Origin of the sequence: Corynebacterium sp. p3-SID1056, from assembly GCF_025152525.1 — a bacterium.
In the GTDB taxonomy this organism is placed as follows: Bacteria; Actinomycetota; Actinomycetes; order Mycobacteriales; family Mycobacteriaceae; genus Corynebacterium.
Genome location: NZ_JALXXL010000001.1, coordinates 240,896 through 256,501, shown reverse-complemented (window position 1 = coordinate 256,501; position 15,606 = coordinate 240,896). Strand labels below are relative to the sequence as shown.

Below are 15,606 nucleotides of genomic sequence, written 5' to 3'. Positions count from 1 at the left end.
CGTGTAACAAGTAGGGGGCGCTTAAGCGTCCGCGCCGTAGGTCAGCGCCTCGGTGACGTCTTGGACCACTTTGAAGCCGCTGCTGGTGCCGCCCGCGCCCGAGTAGACCAAGCGAGTTGTCGAGGCGACCTGCCCCGCTACCGGCAGCGGGCGGGTTAAGTCAAGCGTAATACTGCCCTGCGAGGTAGTAGACGTAGTCTCCACATCAAGCGAGGAACCGTTCAGCTCGCCTGCCACCTCGTTATCAATCGACAGCGACTGCTGGGTCGGGCGTTCCTGAACGTCGACGTCGAGTTCGACCCGGTCGCCGTCGATCGCGGTGACCGTGTACGTGCTGGTGCGCAGCATGTTCGACGCGCCGGTGATCCGGTTACGTACCGTCCACGACCCGCCAACGCCGACCGGTTCCTTCGGCAGGACCACGTTGGTGGAGGCGAGAAGTAGCAGCGAGCGCTCCACGGTCTCCCGGCCTGCCTCCGTCGAGTCGCCGGGGGCTAAAAGCTTGAGCGTCGAGATCGCACCGCTTTCGGCGGCGCGCCAGCGCATGAGAAAGTCTTTCGCGCTGGCGAGCTCCTCGTTGCGATCCAGATCGGAGTGGGTGGCGGTGCCGACGGTGAACTCCACCTCGCGCGCGGCGGGGGACTCACCCTCGCCCGGCTCGGCCGCGGGCGAGCTTGCCACCTGCAACGGCAGGGTCACGGTATCCACGTTGCCGCCGGCGGGGGCCTGGCTGTGCTCGTCGATGTGGTCCGCGGGCAACACGTCTTGGTCGAGCCCGGTGGAGACTTCCACGGTGGTCTCCCAGGCAGTCGCGTCCTCGCCTGCGCTCGCGTCTGTATATTCGAGCAGCTGCGGACGCTCACCGGCCTCGGTGACCTCCACCGCCGGGGTGTCGAGCGCGAAGGCGGGGATGGTTTCGAGCGGGTCGCTGTCGGCGCCGCTGCACGCGGACAGGGGAGTCAGCGCAAGGCAGGCGCCCAGGGCGAGTGCTGCGCGTCGTGCGGGGGAATTGGGGCGGTCGAGCAGAGAAAACACACTTTGAACCTACCGCACACTGCATGGGGCGAAGAGGCGATACCCGCTTTGTGCCGAAGCGGCTACAGTAAACAAGCGATGCAACACACAACTAGCCAACTTCACGGCGGCACCGCTCGCAGGCGCGGCTTCCTGCCGCTGGTCGCGGGCATCATGCTCGCCATTGCGGCGGTAGACCAGGCGGTCAAACAGCTTATGCTCAGCTGGCTGACCCCCGGCGAGCCGGTTGCGGTCATCGGGGACTGGTTCCGCTTCTACCTGCTGTTTAACCCGGGCGCGGCCTTTTCCATGGGGCAGAACTCGACGTGGCTGTTCACCACGATTCAGCTCGTGTTCGTCCTCGGTTCGCTTTTCGCGGCTCCGCGCCTGGGTAATCGCGTCGAGGCCGTTGGCCTGGCCATGATCGCTGGTGGTGCGCTCGGCAACCTCATCGACCGCCTCGCGCGCGACCCGGGCTTTTGGTTCGGGCACGTGGTGGATTACATCTCGGTGGGAAGCTTTGCGGTGTTTAACCTCGCCGATGCCTCTATTACTGTCGGCGTTGCGATCTTCGCCCTCGCCCTCTTTCTCAAGGAGGATTCGGATGCCGGGTGATTTCCGCCGCCTTCCCGTCCCAGAAGGCCTCGCCGGCATGCGCGTCGACGCCGCGCTGGCCAAGCTCTTCGGGGTTTCGCGCAGCGTCGCCGCCGAGATGATTGCCTCGGAGCAGGTGCTTATCGACGCCACGTTGCCCCAAAAATCCGACCGCGTTACCCCGGGCGTCATCATCGAGGCCACCCTGCCCGAGCCCAAGCGCGCCCCGGAGCCCGTCGCTGAGATGGTCGAGGGCCTTGACGTGCTGTACCAGGACGCCGACGTCATCGCCGTGGACAAGCCGGTGGGGGTGGCGGCACACCCCACGCTCGGCTGGGAGGGACCGACCGTGCTCGGCGGCCTGCAGGCGATGGGCTTTACGCTGCCGGACGCGGGGCCGCCCGAACGCAAGGGCATTGTGCAGCGTTTGGATGTGGGCACCTCTGGGGTGATGGTGGTGGCCGCGAGCATGCAGGGCTACTCGGTGCTCAAGCGTGCGTTTAAGGAGCGCACCGTGGATAAGACCTACCACGCGGTGGTCCAAGGCTTGCCGGATCCGATCGTGGGCACCATCGACGCGCCTATCGGGCGCCACCCCTCCGCCGGGTGGAAGTTTGCGGTCACCGACGACGGCCGTGAAAGCATTACCCACTACACGGTGCTCGAGGCGTTCCGGCAGGCCAGCCTGTTAGAGGTGCACCTAGAGACCGGGCGGACCCACCAGATCCGCGTGCATATGTCCGCCACCGGGCACCCGTGCGTTGGCGATCCCATGTACGGCTCGGACCCGAACCTGGCCAAGCGCCTCGGGCTGATCCGCCAGTGGTTGCACGCCAAGGCACTCGGGTTTACCCACCCCCGCACTGGCGAGTACATGGTGGTGGAATCCGGCTACCCGGACGACCTGCAGCGCGCCCTCGACCTGCTGCGGGCCGGATAGCATGCGGGCGAACCAGGTGCTCGGTGCGCTCGCGGCGGCCGTGGTGCTGGCAGCCGGCACCTTCGCCGTCGGCGCGCTGCACCCGCCGCAACCGGAGACGGTGCAGGGCGATACGCTCGGACCTTTCAACGGCGAGCCTGCCGAGCACTACGCGTCGCGCGCGGCGGCCTCCCTTGCCCGTGCCGCGCAGGATGACGCGCAACATTTCGCCCTGCTGAGTTTTGCCACCCCGCTGCACTGCCCCCAGGCGGCGGCGACCTACGAGGCCGCGCCGAGAGTCAACGCGATCGTGCCCGCCGGCCTGGCGTACAAAGACACCCCGGAGCCGGCGGACGGCGCTGACCGCACCGAGGTGTGCGAGCGGGAGCTACGGCGCGCGGGTGAGCGTGCGCACCACGCACCGGACGACCCACGCGTTGTTGGCGTGATCGTCACCGCAGACGCGCGCACGCTGCAACACATTGCGGCCCTGCCAGAGGTCGCTGCCGTCGAGGTGCTGCCCGCCGATGCGGTGTGGGGCGCGTTCGCAGTGTCCACACCGGGTGCATAAAGCGAATTCCAAGAATGGGATTTACTGGGGTGGAGGCAGAGTTCCAACACTGATCCAGCACTGCCATATGAAGGGTGCAGCGTGTATAGTTTGCGGAAGTTGCACGCCTTTCGCGCCCGCTGCCCTTTCGAGCTTGGGGCTATTCGTGGCGCGCCCGTTTGTGAGGAGAATGTTTGGTGTCCGAATTCGGAACTGCCACCCCGCACGCCACCACCCGCCGCCGCTCGCTGAAGCTGCGCACCGTCGCCGCGCTGACCAGCGTGGCGCTGTTCGCTTCCGCGTGCGGGTTCGGCGGGTCGGATGAGGCACAGGGCTCGGGCCTCCAGCCGGGCGACTACACCATTGCCGCCGCCGAGGGCGTCTCGGACAGCGTGATCGTCAACGGCCACATCGCGCCGATCCGGGCCATGAACATCACCACCTCGGTGCAGTCTGAGGTGGAAAAGATCGCCGTGCAGCCGGGCGACCGGGTGCAAAAGGAACAGTTCCTGGCCTCGATGAACACCGAGCAGCTGGACCGCCAGCTTGCCGCGCAGGAGCGTCAGCAGGCCAACGCGCAGGCCGACGCCACCCAGGCGCTCGAGCAGGCCCAGGCGCAGCTCAATGCGCACGACCAGTCGATGGCGGACGGGACAAACCAGACGATCCGCCAGGCGCAAGCCCAGGTTGACCAGGCGCAGGCCGCTTACGACGCGGCGGTTGCTGCACAGGGCGGCCGCTCGGCCACTCGCGTGGCCGACGTCTTCACCCAGATGGCTGGCAACCTGTCCTCGCACCTGCCGGGCAATAGCTCTCACGGCGCAAACCAGGGCCCGAAGGCACCGGGCGCGAGCGCGCCGAGTGTGCCGGGCGGTGCAGGCGCGCCGAGCGTGCCGGGTGCGGCAGGTGGTGCCGGTGCTGCGGGCGCGCCGGGTGGCGCAGGTGCTCCGGGCGGGATGTCGCCGGAGCAGCTCGCGCAGATCGCAGGCGCAGACGGCGCCGGCGCGGGTGCCGCTGGCGGCGCGCCGATGGGCGTCGACGAGGCCTACGCGGCCTTGCAGGACGCCAAGGCGGGCCTCGCCGCAGCGCAGTCGCAGGCCCAGCAGGAGCGTCAGCAGTTGCAGGGGCAGGTGGATTCGGCGCGTCGGCAGGCGGAAAGCGCCGGCATTTCTGAATCCGACGGCACCCTGGAGTACCAGCTACAGGAGGCGACCCTCTACTCGCCGCTGGCCGGCGTGGTCACCTCTGTGGACGTAGAAGAAGGCGATATCCCGCAGGGCAAGCTGCTCAGCCTCGCCGACGATTCCAGCCTGCTGATCAAGTCCGAGGTCCGCGAGGCGGACGTGCCCAACATTAAGCAGGGCAACCGTGTGGAGTTCACGTCCACGGCAACGGGCGACAAGAAGTTCAAGGGCCGCGTCAAGCGCATCGCGCCTGCAGCCGACGAGTCCAGCGCTGCGCCCGCCGGTATGCCGGGCGGGATGCCAGCGGGCGGTTCGGAATCCGGCAGCGAGTCCGGCAGCGTGTCCTTCCCGGTCGAGATCGAGGTCACGGGCGACACCAAGGGCCTCCTGCTCGGCGGCACGGTGCGCGCCGAGATCATCACCCAGGAGTCCCCGGACGCGCTCAACGTGCCGCTCGACGCCGTCTACGGCGACGAAGGCGACGAAAAGGTTCTGGTCATGGCTACCGACGGCGACGATGCGTCCTCCGGCGTGGTGGAAGAGCGCAAGGTGGACACCGGAGCGAGCAACGACGTCGACATCGCCATTACTGGCGGCGAGCTCAAGGCCGGCGACATCGTGATCAACTGGCCCGACGAATACTCCGGCAAGCTCGGCGACAAGGTGAGCATCTCTGACCCGGGCTTCGACCCGGAGCAGGTCCGCGAGGCGAAAGAGGGCAAGCCCAAAGACGAGAAGAAGGATTCCAAGAAGAACTCCAAGGACTCGAAGAACGACCCCGCCGCCGAGGGCGGCGACGACAAGTAGGGGAGTGAGCCATTGAGCACTCCGTTTTCGAAAAAGTTCTCCAAGTTTTCTAAGAAATCACGCCGCAGTGCAAAGCATGCGGCCGGCGACCACGCTGCCGAGGAAGCATACGACGGCAACCCGGAAACCGACCCCTTCTTCTTCGGCGACGAGGAAGACGACGAGCCGGTGACCGAGACTGAGCCCGTGACCGAGACACTCCCGGTCACGGACGCCCCGGCCGGTGTGGTTGCGGGAAGTGGACAGGTGGGCGTCGAGAAGCATGCGCCCTCGATGGCTGACTCTGGGCTGCTCATCGACATGCGCGGCATCGTCAAGACCTACAACGAGGGCGAGCCGAGCGAGCTCACCGTGCTGCACGGCATCGATTTCTACGCTGAGCACGGCGAGTTCGTGTCCATCGTCGGGCCCTCGGGCTGCGGCAAGTCGACCCTGATGAACCTCATCGGCATGCTCGACCGGCCCACGAAGGGCGGCTACGCCTTCAACGGCGAGCCGGTCTACGCCAAAGAGGATAAGGAGCTGGCCGCCTACCGGAGCCAAAACATCGGCTTCATTTTCCAGAACTTCAACCTAATCGGGCGCATCGACGCGCTGCAAAATGTGGCTATGCCCATGATGTACGCGGGCGTGGAGCGCCAAGAGCGCGAGGCACGCGCCGCCGAGCTGTTGGAGATGATGGGCATGGGCGATCGCCTCCACCACAACCCCAACGAGCTTTCCGGCGGCCAGAAGCAGCGTGTGGCGATCGCGCGCAGCCTCGCCAATGACCCAGACCTGTTGCTTGCCGACGAGCCAACCGGCGCACTCGATTCCAAAACAGGCCGAATGGTGATGGACTTATTCCACAAACTGCACGACGACCTGGGTAAATCCGTGGTGTTTATTACGCACAACCCGGAGCTAGCCGAGGAGACTGGCCGTGTCGTGGAGATGCTCGACGGGCGAATCGACAAGGTGCGGGTGCCCGCCGGGCTGCGAGGCGAGGAGTAGGACGTGAATCTCACTGAATCCATCAGGTTGGCCACGTCCAGCCTGAACAAGAACAAGCTGCGCTCGCTGCTGACCCTGCTGGGCATCATCATCGGCATCATGGCCGTGGTGATCATCATGACGCTCGGCCGCGGGCTGGAAAACCAAGTCATGTCGGGCCTCCAGGGCGTGGGCACGACCACCCACCCGGTGGCGGTGCACGAGCGCGCCGAAGAAGGCGAGGGCTCGGACGACCCATTCGCCGCCCTGTCCATGGCCCCGCCCACCGACGAGCAAGACGCGGTGACGCTACAGGACCTCGACGACTTGAAGGCCTCCTTCGGCGAGCGCGTCACCGGCGTGGACATCGAGCTGTCCAGCATGGGCGAAATCGACAACGACGGCGAAATGGTCAGCACCACGATTTACCCGGTGCTGCCGGAATCCTTCGACATGCGCGGCAGCGAGATAGAGTTCGGCCGCGGCATCTCGGACAAGGACATGGCGGGGCAGCGCCCCGTGGCCGTGGTGAGCCCCGAGCTTATCGACGCCATGTTTGACGGCGACGCAGCCTCCGCACTCGGCCAGCGCATCGACGTGGTGCAGGACGGACACCCGGCCGTGTTCACCATCATCGGTGTGATGGACGGCGACGCGGAGAATAACTCCGGCGGCGGCATGATGGGCGGCATGGAGTCCTACTCGGACATTTTCATCCCGGTCACCGCTGCCGACCGCGTGGGATTAAACGGCGACTGGTTTAGCTCGTTCTCGGTGCGCTCCGCGCCGGACGAGGAAGCCGAGGTGTTCCAGGCCGACCTGCAGTCGTATCTTGACCGCCTGTATAAGGGCAATGAAGACTTCGAGGCCGAGGTTATCGACCTGTCCTCCTCCTTGCAGGAGCTGACTAGCGTCTTCCGCATCATGTCGACGGTGCTGTCGGCCATCGGTGGTATCTCGCTGCTCGTCGGCGGCATCGGCGTGATGAACATCATGCTCATCACGGTCACCGAGCGCACCCGCGAGATCGGCGTGCGCAAGGCACTCGGCGCGACCCACGGCGACATCCGTACCCAGTTCATCGTCGAAGCAATGCTGGTCTGCCTCGTCGGCGGCGTCATCGGCGTGATCCTGGGCGGAGCCATCGGCATGATCGCTACCGCCGCCTTCGACGCCTTCGTGTGGCCGCCGGTGGGCGCGGTGCTCTTCTCACTGCTGTTTTCTTTGGCTACCGGTGTGTTCTTCGGCGCGTATCCGGCGTCCAAGGCGGCGAAGATGCAGCCTATCGAGGCGCTGCGCTACGAGTAGTTTTGCGCGTTTGCTCGGCGGGATATGATGGCCGGCATGGCCAAAAAATCCTCCTTCGTCCACCTGCATAACCACACCGAATTTTCCATGCTGGACGGCATGGCAAAGGTGGATCTGCTTGCGGAGGAGGTCTCGCGCCAGGGCATGCCGGCCGTCGGCATGACCGACCACGGCAACATGTTCGGCTCCAACGCCTTCTACCGCCGCATGGTCGACGCAGGCATCAAGCCGATCATCGGCATCGAGGCCTACATGGCCCCCGGCTCGCGACTGAACAAGAAACGCCAACTGTGGGGCACCCCGGACCAGAAGCGCGACGACGTTTCCGCGTCCGGCGCGTACCTGCACCAGACCATGCTCGCCGAAAACGCGACGGGACTACGCAACCTCTTCCGCCTTTCCTCGCTCGCCTCCTACGAAGGCCAGCTTGGCAAGTGGCCGCGCATGGACGCCGAGCTGATCGCGGAGCACGCCGACGGCATCATTGCCACCACCGGCTGCCCCTCCGGCGATGTGCAGACGCGTCTGCGCTTGGGCCAGTACAACGAGGCGCTCGAGGCCGCCGCGATGTGGCAGGACATCTACGGCCGGGACAACTACTTTTTGGAGTTGATGGACCACGGCCTGCACATCGAGCGGCGCGTGCGCGACGACCTGCTACGCATCGGCAAAGAGCTCGACCTGCCGCCGCTGGTGACCAACGACTGCCACTACGTTTTGGAATCCCAGGCACCCTCGCACGAGGCCATGCTCTGCGTGCAAACCGGCAAGACCTTGATGGACCCGGACCGCTTCAAGTTCGACGGCACCGGCTACTACATCAAGACCGCCGAGCAGATGCGCGAGCTGTGGGACTCCACGGTGCCCGACGGCTGCGACAACACGCTGTGGATCGCCGAGCGCGTCGGCGACTACGGCGAGCTGTGGGAGGAACACCCGCACGACCGCATGCCGATCGCCGACGTGCCGGAAGGGGAAACCCCGACCAGTTGGCTGCGCAAGGAGGTCCAGCGCGGTCTGGAGGACCGCTTCGAGGGCAAAGAGGTACCCCAGGAGTACCTGGACCGCGCGAAGTACGAGATCGACGTCATCGACATGAAGGGCTACCCCTCCTACTTCCTCATCGTCGCGGAGCTGATCAAGCATGCTCGCGAGATCGGCATCCGCGTGGGGCCCGGCCGTGGCTCGGCTGCAGGTGCGCTGGTGGCCTACGCGCTGACCATCACCAACATCGACCCGATGGAGCACGGCCTGCTGTTCGAGCGATTCCTCAACCCGGAGCGCCCGTCCGCGCCCGATATTGATATCGACTTCGACGATCGCCGCCGCGGTGAAATGATCACCTACGCTGCCGAGCGCTGGGGCGAAGACAAGATCGCCCAGGTGATCACCTTCGGCACGGTGAAGACGAAGCAGGCCATCAAAGACTCGGCGAAGGTGAACTTCGGCCAGCCCGGCTTCCAAATGGCCGACCGCATCAACGCGGCCCTGCCGCCGGCGATCATGGCCAAGGACATCCCGTTGGCCGGCATTACCGACCCGGAGCACGCCCGCTACAAGGAGGCGGCCGAGGTGCGCTCGCTGATTGAGACGGACCCGGACGTGGCCAAGATTTACGAGACCGCGCGCGGCCTGGAAGGCGTGGTGCGCCAGGCGGGCGTGCACGCCTGCGCGGTGATTATGGCCTCGGTGCCCTTGATGGACCACATCCCGATGTGGAAGCGGCCTGCCGACGGCGCGATCATCACCGGCTGGGACTACCCGGCCTGCGAGGCAATCGGCCTGCTGAAGATGGACTTCCTTGGCCTGCGCAACCTCACCGTGCTTGGCGACGCGCTGGAAAACGTGCAGAAAAACCGCGGCGAGACCCTGGACCTGGAGGGCCTGGATACCGACGACCCGGCGGTCTACGAGCTGCTCTCACGCGGCGACACCCTCGGCGTGTTCCAGCTGGACTCCGGCGGCATGCAGGAACTGCTCAAGCGCATGAAGCCGACCGGGTTTAAAGACATCGTCGCTTCGCTCGCGCTCTATCGCCCGGGCCCGATGGGTGTGAACGCCCACTGGGACTACGCGGACCGCAAGAACGGGCGCAAGCCCATTACGCCGATCCACCCGGAGCTGGACGAGCCGCTGAAGGAAATCCTGGACGAGACCTACGGCCTGATCGTCTACCAGGAGCAGATCATGCGTATCTCGCAGAAGGTGGCCAACTACACCGCAGGCGAAGCAGACGGCTTCCGTAAGGCGATGGGTAAGAAGAAGCCAGAGGTGCTTGCGCAACAGTACGACAAGTTCTGGGGCGGCATGCAGGAAAATGGCTACTCCAAGAGCGCCATGGACGCGCTGTGGGGCACGATCGAGCCGTTTGCTTCCTACGCGTTTAACAAGTCGCACGCGGCAGGCTACGCCCTGGTCTCGTACTGGACGGCGTACATGAAGGCGAACTACACCGCCGAGTACATGGCCGCGCTGCTGACGTCGGTTGGCGACAAGAAGGACAAGTCTGCGATCTACCTGTCCGACTGCCGCCATCTGGGCATCTCCGTGCTGCAGCCGGATATCAACGAGTCGGAAGAAAACTTCATGGCTGTGGGCAAAGATATCCGCTACGGCCTTGCCGCGGTGCGCAACGTCGGCGCTGAGGTGGTCGAGTCCATCAAGGAGACGCGCCACACGAAGGGCAACTTTACGAGTTTCTCCGACTACTTGGACAAGATCGACCTGCTGCCGTGCAACAAGCGCATCACCGAGTCGCTGATCAAAGCTGGCGCCTTCGACTCGCTGGGGCACGCGCGCAAGGGGCTCATGCTGGTCCAAGAGGACATGGTCGACGCCGTGCTCACCACGAAGAAGGCCGCGGACAAGGGACAGTTCGACCTATTCGCCGGCCTGGGCGGCGGCGAAGATGGACAGGAAAGCGCCACAGCCGCGTTTTCCATGGACATCCCGGACGATGAGTGGGACAAGAAGCACAAGCTGGCCCTGGAGCGTGAAATGCTCGGCCTGTACGTCTCTGGCCACCCGCTCGACGGCTTCGAGGAGGCAATTGCACAGCAGACCGACACCGAGTTGACCACGGTGCTTTCCGGCGAGCTGCGCCACGGCACCGAGGTCACTCTCGGCGGGCTGATCTCGAGTGTGGACCGCCGCTTCTCCAAGAAAGACGGCTCACCCTGGGCAATCGTGACCATTGAGGACCACCACGGTGCGCAGGTGGACGTGCTGCTGTTTAACAAGGTCTACTCGCTGGTCGCCCCGCAAATTGTGGAGGACAACATCATCCTGGTGAAGGCGCGCGTGACGATCCGCGACGAGCGCATGAGCCTCTTTGGCGACGATGTCAAGGTCCCCGAACTCGGGCCGGGGCAGGGCGCGGGCCTCCCGCTGCGGCTGACGCTGCGCACCGACCAGTGCACCATCGAAAACATTGCGCGCTTGAAGGGCGTGCTGCAGAACAACCCGGGCGATTCGGATGTGTACCTGAACCTGGTCAATGGCGAGCACACGCAGATGATGGTGCTGGGCGATCACCTACGCGTGGAGCGTTCTGCCAACCTCATGGGTGACCTCAAGGCCACAATGGGCATGGGGATCTTAGGCTAAGCACCTTGGGCTAAACGCAGCGCAAAAACACCAGCGCCCGCGGTGCCGCATCTGCGGTGCCACGGGCGCTTCAGTGTTCGGAAGTAGCAGCTACTTAATGCCAACCTGGGCGAGCATCGACTTCAAACGAGCCTGCATGTCGGGAGATGCGGCGGCGACAAAGGCCGCAGCCTGCAGCAGACCACCGATCAAGCTGAGCGCAAAGGAAATGTAGGTAAAGATTTCCTTCCCGCGCTCATCGAGCGCGCCCTTGTTGATCCATTCGGAGCTCGGGCCCTTCGCACGGAACGGGGTGGTCGTCGCGGTCACTGCGGGCGCGGTGACGGTCACCGTGACCGGAGTCGGGCCCGCAGGCGTCGTTGTCGGCGGCGTCGCGGTTGCTGTGGCACTCGGTGTTGCCGGTGTTGCCGTTGCGGTCGCGGTGGCGGTGGGCGTCTCCGGTGCGTCTTGCGCCGAGACGGGGCTAAGCCCAGCAACAGCGAGTACTGCGACACTCGCGGCCGCAATGGGGTAGGGAGCCTTCACGTCTGTGTCCTTCCGAGGGGGAGAGAAAAGAAAAGGCGGGGCGCACCTCAACAGCGCCCCGCCGACAGTGCCGTTTACGACACTACAGCGAACTTAGAAGAAGTTCGGGATGTTCGGCAGCTGCACCTTCGGGACATGCAGGTGCGGCAGACCCAGCTGGAAGTTTGCGTTGAGGTAATCGATGATCTTGTTGATGCCGGTCGGGTTGGAACCGATGATCAGAGCGAGGGTGAGCGTCGCGCCAGCCAGGCCGGAGGTGATGCCCACGACGTGGCCGTTGGAAGAACCAGCGGAACCCTGCTGCTTCTTGCCGCCACCCTGGTTGCCGCCCTGGTTGTCCTTGTCGCCAGGCTGCTCCGGGGTCTCCGGGTTCTTCGGGGTCTCAGGCTTCTCCTGGTCCTCGGAGCCTTCGCCGTCCTTGGAGCCCTCGCCCGGGTTCTCCTGCTGCTCCTGGTTCTCGGTGCCCTGGTCAGTGCCGGTGACGTTCTGGTCGTTCTGGGTCTCCTCGGCAGCGAATGCCGGGGTCGCGGTCATGGCCAGTGCGGTCGCGGCGGCGACAACGGCGGTAGAAATACGCTTCATAGTTGTGTGCTCCTCGTGGGAATCTCTGTACTTAGCCGTGAATCGACTGGACGATTACAGCAAGGTCGATAGAAAAATTAGCAGGTTTATAACGATTTGGATAGTGCAACGGCGCTACCAGCTACGACGGTGGGTTCGCCGCTGCTGTACTGAGCTCGTGTGGCGACAGTAAACCCCTGTGGTTAACGGGGCAGCGTCGGCAGCTGGCTCAGCACGTGGTCGATCGGATTGCGCACCAGCCCAAGCGACACGCCAGCCGCGACAAGCGCGGCGAGCACACCGAGCACCCCAGCAACCGCCGCGACGACCTTGCCAGCGGTCGAGGAACCTTCCTCCGCCTTGCCAGGGTGACCCGTATCGCCCGGGGCCTGCGCCTGAAGCAGGGAGGCGACTTGGAAGAGGGAAGTGGTGCCGGAGACTTCGTTGCCGACCGCCAGCAGCGCCTCGCCGTTCGGGGAGTCCGCGGCGGGGATGAACGCGAGTCCTTCGGCGCCGAGGTCGCCGGCGGTGGACAGGCCGTCGGCAAGCGCTTGCTCGCCTTCGAGTGACTCCATATCCACAGAGAAATCGCGGTTGTTGATGTAGGCCTGGTATTTCGCGTGCTTCGGGTCGGTGATGTCGTAGACCATCACGCCGCCGAGCCGCTCGAAGCCGACAAAGGCGTACGTGCGGTCGTTGAGCGTGCCGACGGTGATCCCCTCCGGCTCCGGACCCTTGTCGTCCGAGCGGGTGTCAAGGGAGGTTTCGGTGTGGTTGGAGTTGAAGTACTCCGGCAGGATTCGCGCGGTGATGTCTTCGAAGTCGGCACCGGAATCGAACACGCGCGTGCCATCGGTGGTGTAGATGGAGAAGCTGCGGCCGCCGAAGTTGTACAGGTCGTCGTAGCAGCCCTGCTTTTCGTTCAGGCCGAAGGCGGTGGTCATGTTCAGCCGCCCCAGCTGCTCGTCGGACTGGAGCGCCTCGAGCTGCTCGGCGGAAAGCCCCGCGTAGCCCTCGCAGATGGGCGCGATGTCCTTGGTGCCGAACTTCTTCAGGCGTGCTTCCTCGGAGTAGCCGTCCCAGTCGCGGGCATCGCCCTCGTTGGCAACCACGAGGTAGGTGGTGCCGTCGGCGCTGTATGCGGCGATGGAATCGGGCTGGAGGATGGACTTGACCGGCCAGTTCGCGATGTTGACCTCGCCGTCCTTATCGGAGGCGTCGAAAGGGACCTCGCGGCGGTCGATGGTGCCGAGCGGCCAGACGTCGTCGACCTTCGCGTTGGCGATGTCGACCACCGCGATCGCGTTGTTTTCCTGCAGGGTGACGTACGCCGTGCCCCCGTCGACCGCGATGTACTCCGGCTCGAGGTTCTGCGCTTCGCTTGTCGACGCTCCAACCTGGCCGAAAATGTGCACGCCCTTGCCCGCAAGCGTGCCCTCGAATGCGCGGAAATCCGCAGTGCGCACGGCGTCCTCGCCAGGTGCGGCGACGTCCTTCGGCAAGCTGATCACGGAGATCGTGCCTTCCGGGTCGACCGAGTAGTCCTCGGCGGGCTCGCCCTCGTTCGCCACCAGGGCGTAGTCGCCCTTTTCCGTCAGCGTGACCATGTCCGGTAGCGCACCGACGCCGACGCGCCCGAGCACCTCGCCGAGCGTGTCCGCGCCGGCGTCGAAGAAGATGACCTCGCCCGGGGCCGTCTTGTCCGCGTCGGGCTCGACGGTGGCAACGGCAAGCCCGTCTGCGCGCACGGCAACGGAGTTAATGGTGGTATCCGCACCGCCGTGGACCTCGCCGACCTTGGTCGGCGCTGCCGGGTCCGAAATATCTAGGACGTCAATCTTGCCGGATTTGGCATTGACTGTGAGCAGCCTTTTCGACGCCGCGTGGTAGGCCACAATCTCTGCCGCCGACTCGTCGAACACGCCCGTGTCGTAGGAGCCGAGGGGTGTGACCGAGACGCTCGAATCTGCGGCTTGGTCGTAGATGGGCTCGGCGACGACAGTGGCATTGGCCGGCGCGACGGTGGCGAGCCCTGCGGCAAGCGAGACCGCGGCGGGAAGCGACAGCGCGCGGCGGGAGGCGCGGGAAAACGTGGACATGGGAAACCTTTCTACGTATGAGAAACTGGCAGCCGAGCATATTTTTTCCAGGTGGTTGCCAGGAGAACCTGAAGTGAACACTTGGTGAATCCCGCCGCAGACGCCGGAAGCTGATGATTCAGCACATCGATACCTGTTAAGGGATAGACTTATCCACCATGAATCCAGGCACCGAGCGCACACAGCCAACCGAAAGCACGTTTCAGCCGGTCCACGCGGCCGATATTCAGGCAGCTCAGGCAAAGATTTCCTCGGTGATTGACCCCACCCCGTTGCAGTACTGTCCGCGCCTGTCGCAGCAGTACGGGGCGGACATCTACCTCAAGCGCGAAGACCTGCAAGACGTGCGCTCCTACAAGATCCGCGGTGCGTACTACAACATCTCGCGACTCAGCGAGTCGGAGCGGGCGGCAGGCGTGGTCGCCGCCTCTGCCGGCAACCACGCCCAGGGCGTGGCTTACGCCTGCCGCGCGATGGGCATCCAGGGCAAGATTTTCGTGCCGAAGCCCACCCCGAAGCAGAAGCGCGACCGGATCATGGTGCACGGTGGCGACTTCGTGGAGCTCGTAGTCACCGGCAACACCTTCGACGAAGCGGCAGAGGCGGCGCGCGCGGACGCGGCGGAACGCGGCGCGACGATCGTCGAGCCCTTCGACGCGCGTGACACGGTCATTGGCCAGGGCACTGTCGCGGCGGAAATCCTCGCGCAGCTGACAGGTCTGGGCCGCGAGCTCGACACCATCATGGTGCCGGTTGGCGGCGGCGGCCTGCTCGGCGGCATCGTTTCTTATGTGGCCGATATGTCGCCGCGCACCGCGGTTGTTGGCGTGGAGCCGCGCGGCGCGGCCTCGCTGTACGCCGCGCTCGAGCACGGCAGCCCGGTCACCCTGACAGACATTGACCCCTTCGTCGACGGCGCGGCGGTCAAGCGCATCGGTGCGTTCCCCTTCGAGGTCATCGAGCACAACCAGGGGCGCACCCACCTTCTGCGCGCAGACGAGGGAGCGGTATGCACGGAGATGCTCGCGCTGTACCAAAACGAGGGGATCATCGCCGAGCCGGCCGGTGCCCTCTCAGTTGCCGGACTCGCCGGCATGAAGATCCAGCCGGGCAGCACCGTGGTGTGCGTGATCTCCGGCGGCAACAACGACGTCCTGCGCTACGCAGAAGTGATGGAACGCTCGCTCGTGCACCGCGGACTCAAGCACTACTTCCTAGTGAACTTCCCGCAGGAACCCGGGCAGCTGCGCACCTTCCTCACCGACATCCTCGGGCCTGACGATGACATCGTCTTGTTCGAATACCTCAAGAAGAACAACCGCGAGACCGGGGCGGCACTCGTCGGTGTCGAGCTGACTCGCGCCAGCGACCTCGACCCGCTGCTTGCACGGATGGCGGCATCCGTAATCGAATGCCGCCAGCTCGAGCCCGGGACCCCGGAGTACGAGTTCATCGTCGCAGGCTAGC

12 protein-coding genes are annotated in these 15,606 nt (G+C 65.1%); 8 read left to right on the top strand and 4 right to left on the bottom strand.

Annotated elements, in window-relative coordinates; all coding sequences use genetic code 11:
- Positions 1-21: 21 nt before the first annotated feature.
- Positions 22-1,035 (bottom strand): DUF6263 family protein, encoded by a 1,014-nt coding sequence (locus M3G14_RS01165; RefSeq protein ID WP_259924089.1) that lies wholly within the window; start codon positions 1,033-1,035, stop codon positions 22-24.
- Positions 1,036-1,113: 78 nt separating this feature from the next.
- Here M3G14_RS01165 and lspA point away from each other — a divergent pair, with 78 nt between their 5' ends.
- The 7 genes from lspA (at position 1,114) to dnaE (ending at position 10,954) form a co-directional block, all read left to right on the top strand.
- Complete coding sequence (lspA, locus tag M3G14_RS01160; RefSeq protein WP_259924088.1) at positions 1,114-1,629, top strand: signal peptidase II; 516 nt, start codon at positions 1,114-1,116, stop codon at positions 1,627-1,629.
- The gene (locus M3G14_RS01155) at positions 1,619-2,548 is read left to right on the top strand and encodes an RluA family pseudouridine synthase (RefSeq protein WP_259924086.1); all 930 of its coding nucleotides are present in this window, start codon (positions 1,619-1,621) and stop codon (positions 2,546-2,548) included. The genes lspA and M3G14_RS01155 overlap by 11 nt, the downstream gene beginning before the upstream one ends.
- Position 2,549: 1 nt before the next feature.
- Complete coding sequence (locus M3G14_RS01150) at positions 2,550-3,098, top strand: hypothetical protein (protein WP_259924084.1); 549 nt, start codon at positions 2,550-2,552, stop codon at positions 3,096-3,098.
- Positions 3,099-3,274: 176 nt separating this feature from the next.
- Positions 3,275-5,068 (top strand): efflux RND transporter periplasmic adaptor subunit, encoded by a 1,794-nt coding sequence (locus tag M3G14_RS01145; protein WP_259924082.1) that lies wholly within the window; start codon positions 3,275-3,277, stop codon positions 5,066-5,068.
- A 273-nt stretch (positions 5,069-5,341) separates the two neighbouring features.
- Positions 5,342-6,061: an ABC transporter ATP-binding protein gene (locus tag M3G14_RS01140; RefSeq protein ID WP_259924305.1), complete on the top strand. Its 720-nt coding sequence runs from the start codon at positions 5,342-5,344 to the stop codon at positions 6,059-6,061.
- A 3-nt stretch (positions 6,062-6,064) separates the two neighbouring features.
- Complete coding sequence (locus M3G14_RS01135; RefSeq protein ID WP_259924080.1) at positions 6,065-7,348, top strand: ABC transporter permease; 1,284 nt, start codon at positions 6,065-6,067, stop codon at positions 7,346-7,348.
- A 36-nt stretch (positions 7,349-7,384) separates the two neighbouring features.
- Positions 7,385-10,954: a DNA polymerase III subunit alpha gene (gene dnaE, locus M3G14_RS01130; protein ID WP_259924075.1), complete on the top strand. Its 3,570-nt coding sequence runs from the start codon at positions 7,385-7,387 to the stop codon at positions 10,952-10,954.
- A 90-nt stretch (positions 10,955-11,044) separates the two neighbouring features.
- On the opposite strand, the gene M3G14_RS01125 is transcribed toward dnaE, so the two are convergent.
- From M3G14_RS01125 to M3G14_RS01115, 3 genes are all read right to left on the bottom strand, one after another.
- Entirely contained in the window at positions 11,045-11,479 is a 435-nt protein-coding gene (locus tag M3G14_RS01125; protein WP_259924074.1) for a hypothetical protein, read from the bottom strand.
- Positions 11,480-11,572: 93 nt separating this feature from the next.
- Positions 11,573-12,061, bottom strand: coding sequence for a hypothetical protein (locus tag M3G14_RS01120; RefSeq protein WP_259924072.1), 489 nt, complete (start codon positions 12,059-12,061; stop codon positions 11,573-11,575).
- Positions 12,062-12,243: 182 nt separating this feature from the next.
- Entirely contained in the window at positions 12,244-14,139 is a 1,896-nt protein-coding gene (locus M3G14_RS01115) for a choice-of-anchor I family protein (RefSeq protein WP_259924071.1), read from the bottom strand.
- A gap of 158 nt (positions 14,140-14,297) precedes the next feature.
- Here M3G14_RS01115 and ilvA point away from each other — a divergent pair, with 158 nt between their 5' ends.
- Positions 14,298-15,605, top strand: a complete 1,308-nt coding sequence (gene ilvA, locus M3G14_RS01110; RefSeq protein ID WP_259924069.1) for a threonine ammonia-lyase IlvA — start codon at positions 14,298-14,300, stop codon at positions 15,603-15,605.
- The last annotated feature ends 1 nt before the right edge of the window (position 15,606 follow it).

Bases quoted from the DNA above. Each gene is read 5' to 3' on its own strand.
- lspA (WP_259924088.1), top strand. From the start codon at position 1,114: ATGCAACACACAACTAGCCAACTTCACGGCGGCACCGCTCGCAGGCGC.
- M3G14_RS01155 (WP_259924086.1), top strand. From the start codon at position 1,619: ATGCCGGGTGATTTCCGCCGCCTTCCCGTCCCAGAAGGCCTCGCCGGC.
- M3G14_RS01150 (WP_259924084.1), top strand. From the start codon at position 2,550: ATGCGGGCGAACCAGGTGCTCGGTGCGCTCGCGGCGGCCGTGGTGCTG.
- M3G14_RS01140 (WP_259924305.1), top strand. From the start codon at position 5,342: ATGGCTGACTCTGGGCTGCTCATCGACATGCGCGGCATCGTCAAGACC.
- dnaE (WP_259924075.1), top strand. From the start codon at position 7,385: ATGGCCAAAAAATCCTCCTTCGTCCACCTGCATAACCACACCGAATTT.
- M3G14_RS01120 (WP_259924072.1), bottom strand. From the start codon at position 12,061: ATGAAGCGTATTTCTACCGCCGTTGTCGCCGCCGCGACCGCACTGGCC.
- M3G14_RS01115 (WP_259924071.1), bottom strand. From the start codon at position 14,139: ATGTCCACGTTTTCCCGCGCCTCCCGCCGCGCGCTGTCGCTTCCCGCC.
- ilvA (WP_259924069.1), top strand. From the start codon at position 14,298: ATGAATCCAGGCACCGAGCGCACACAGCCAACCGAAAGCACGTTTCAG.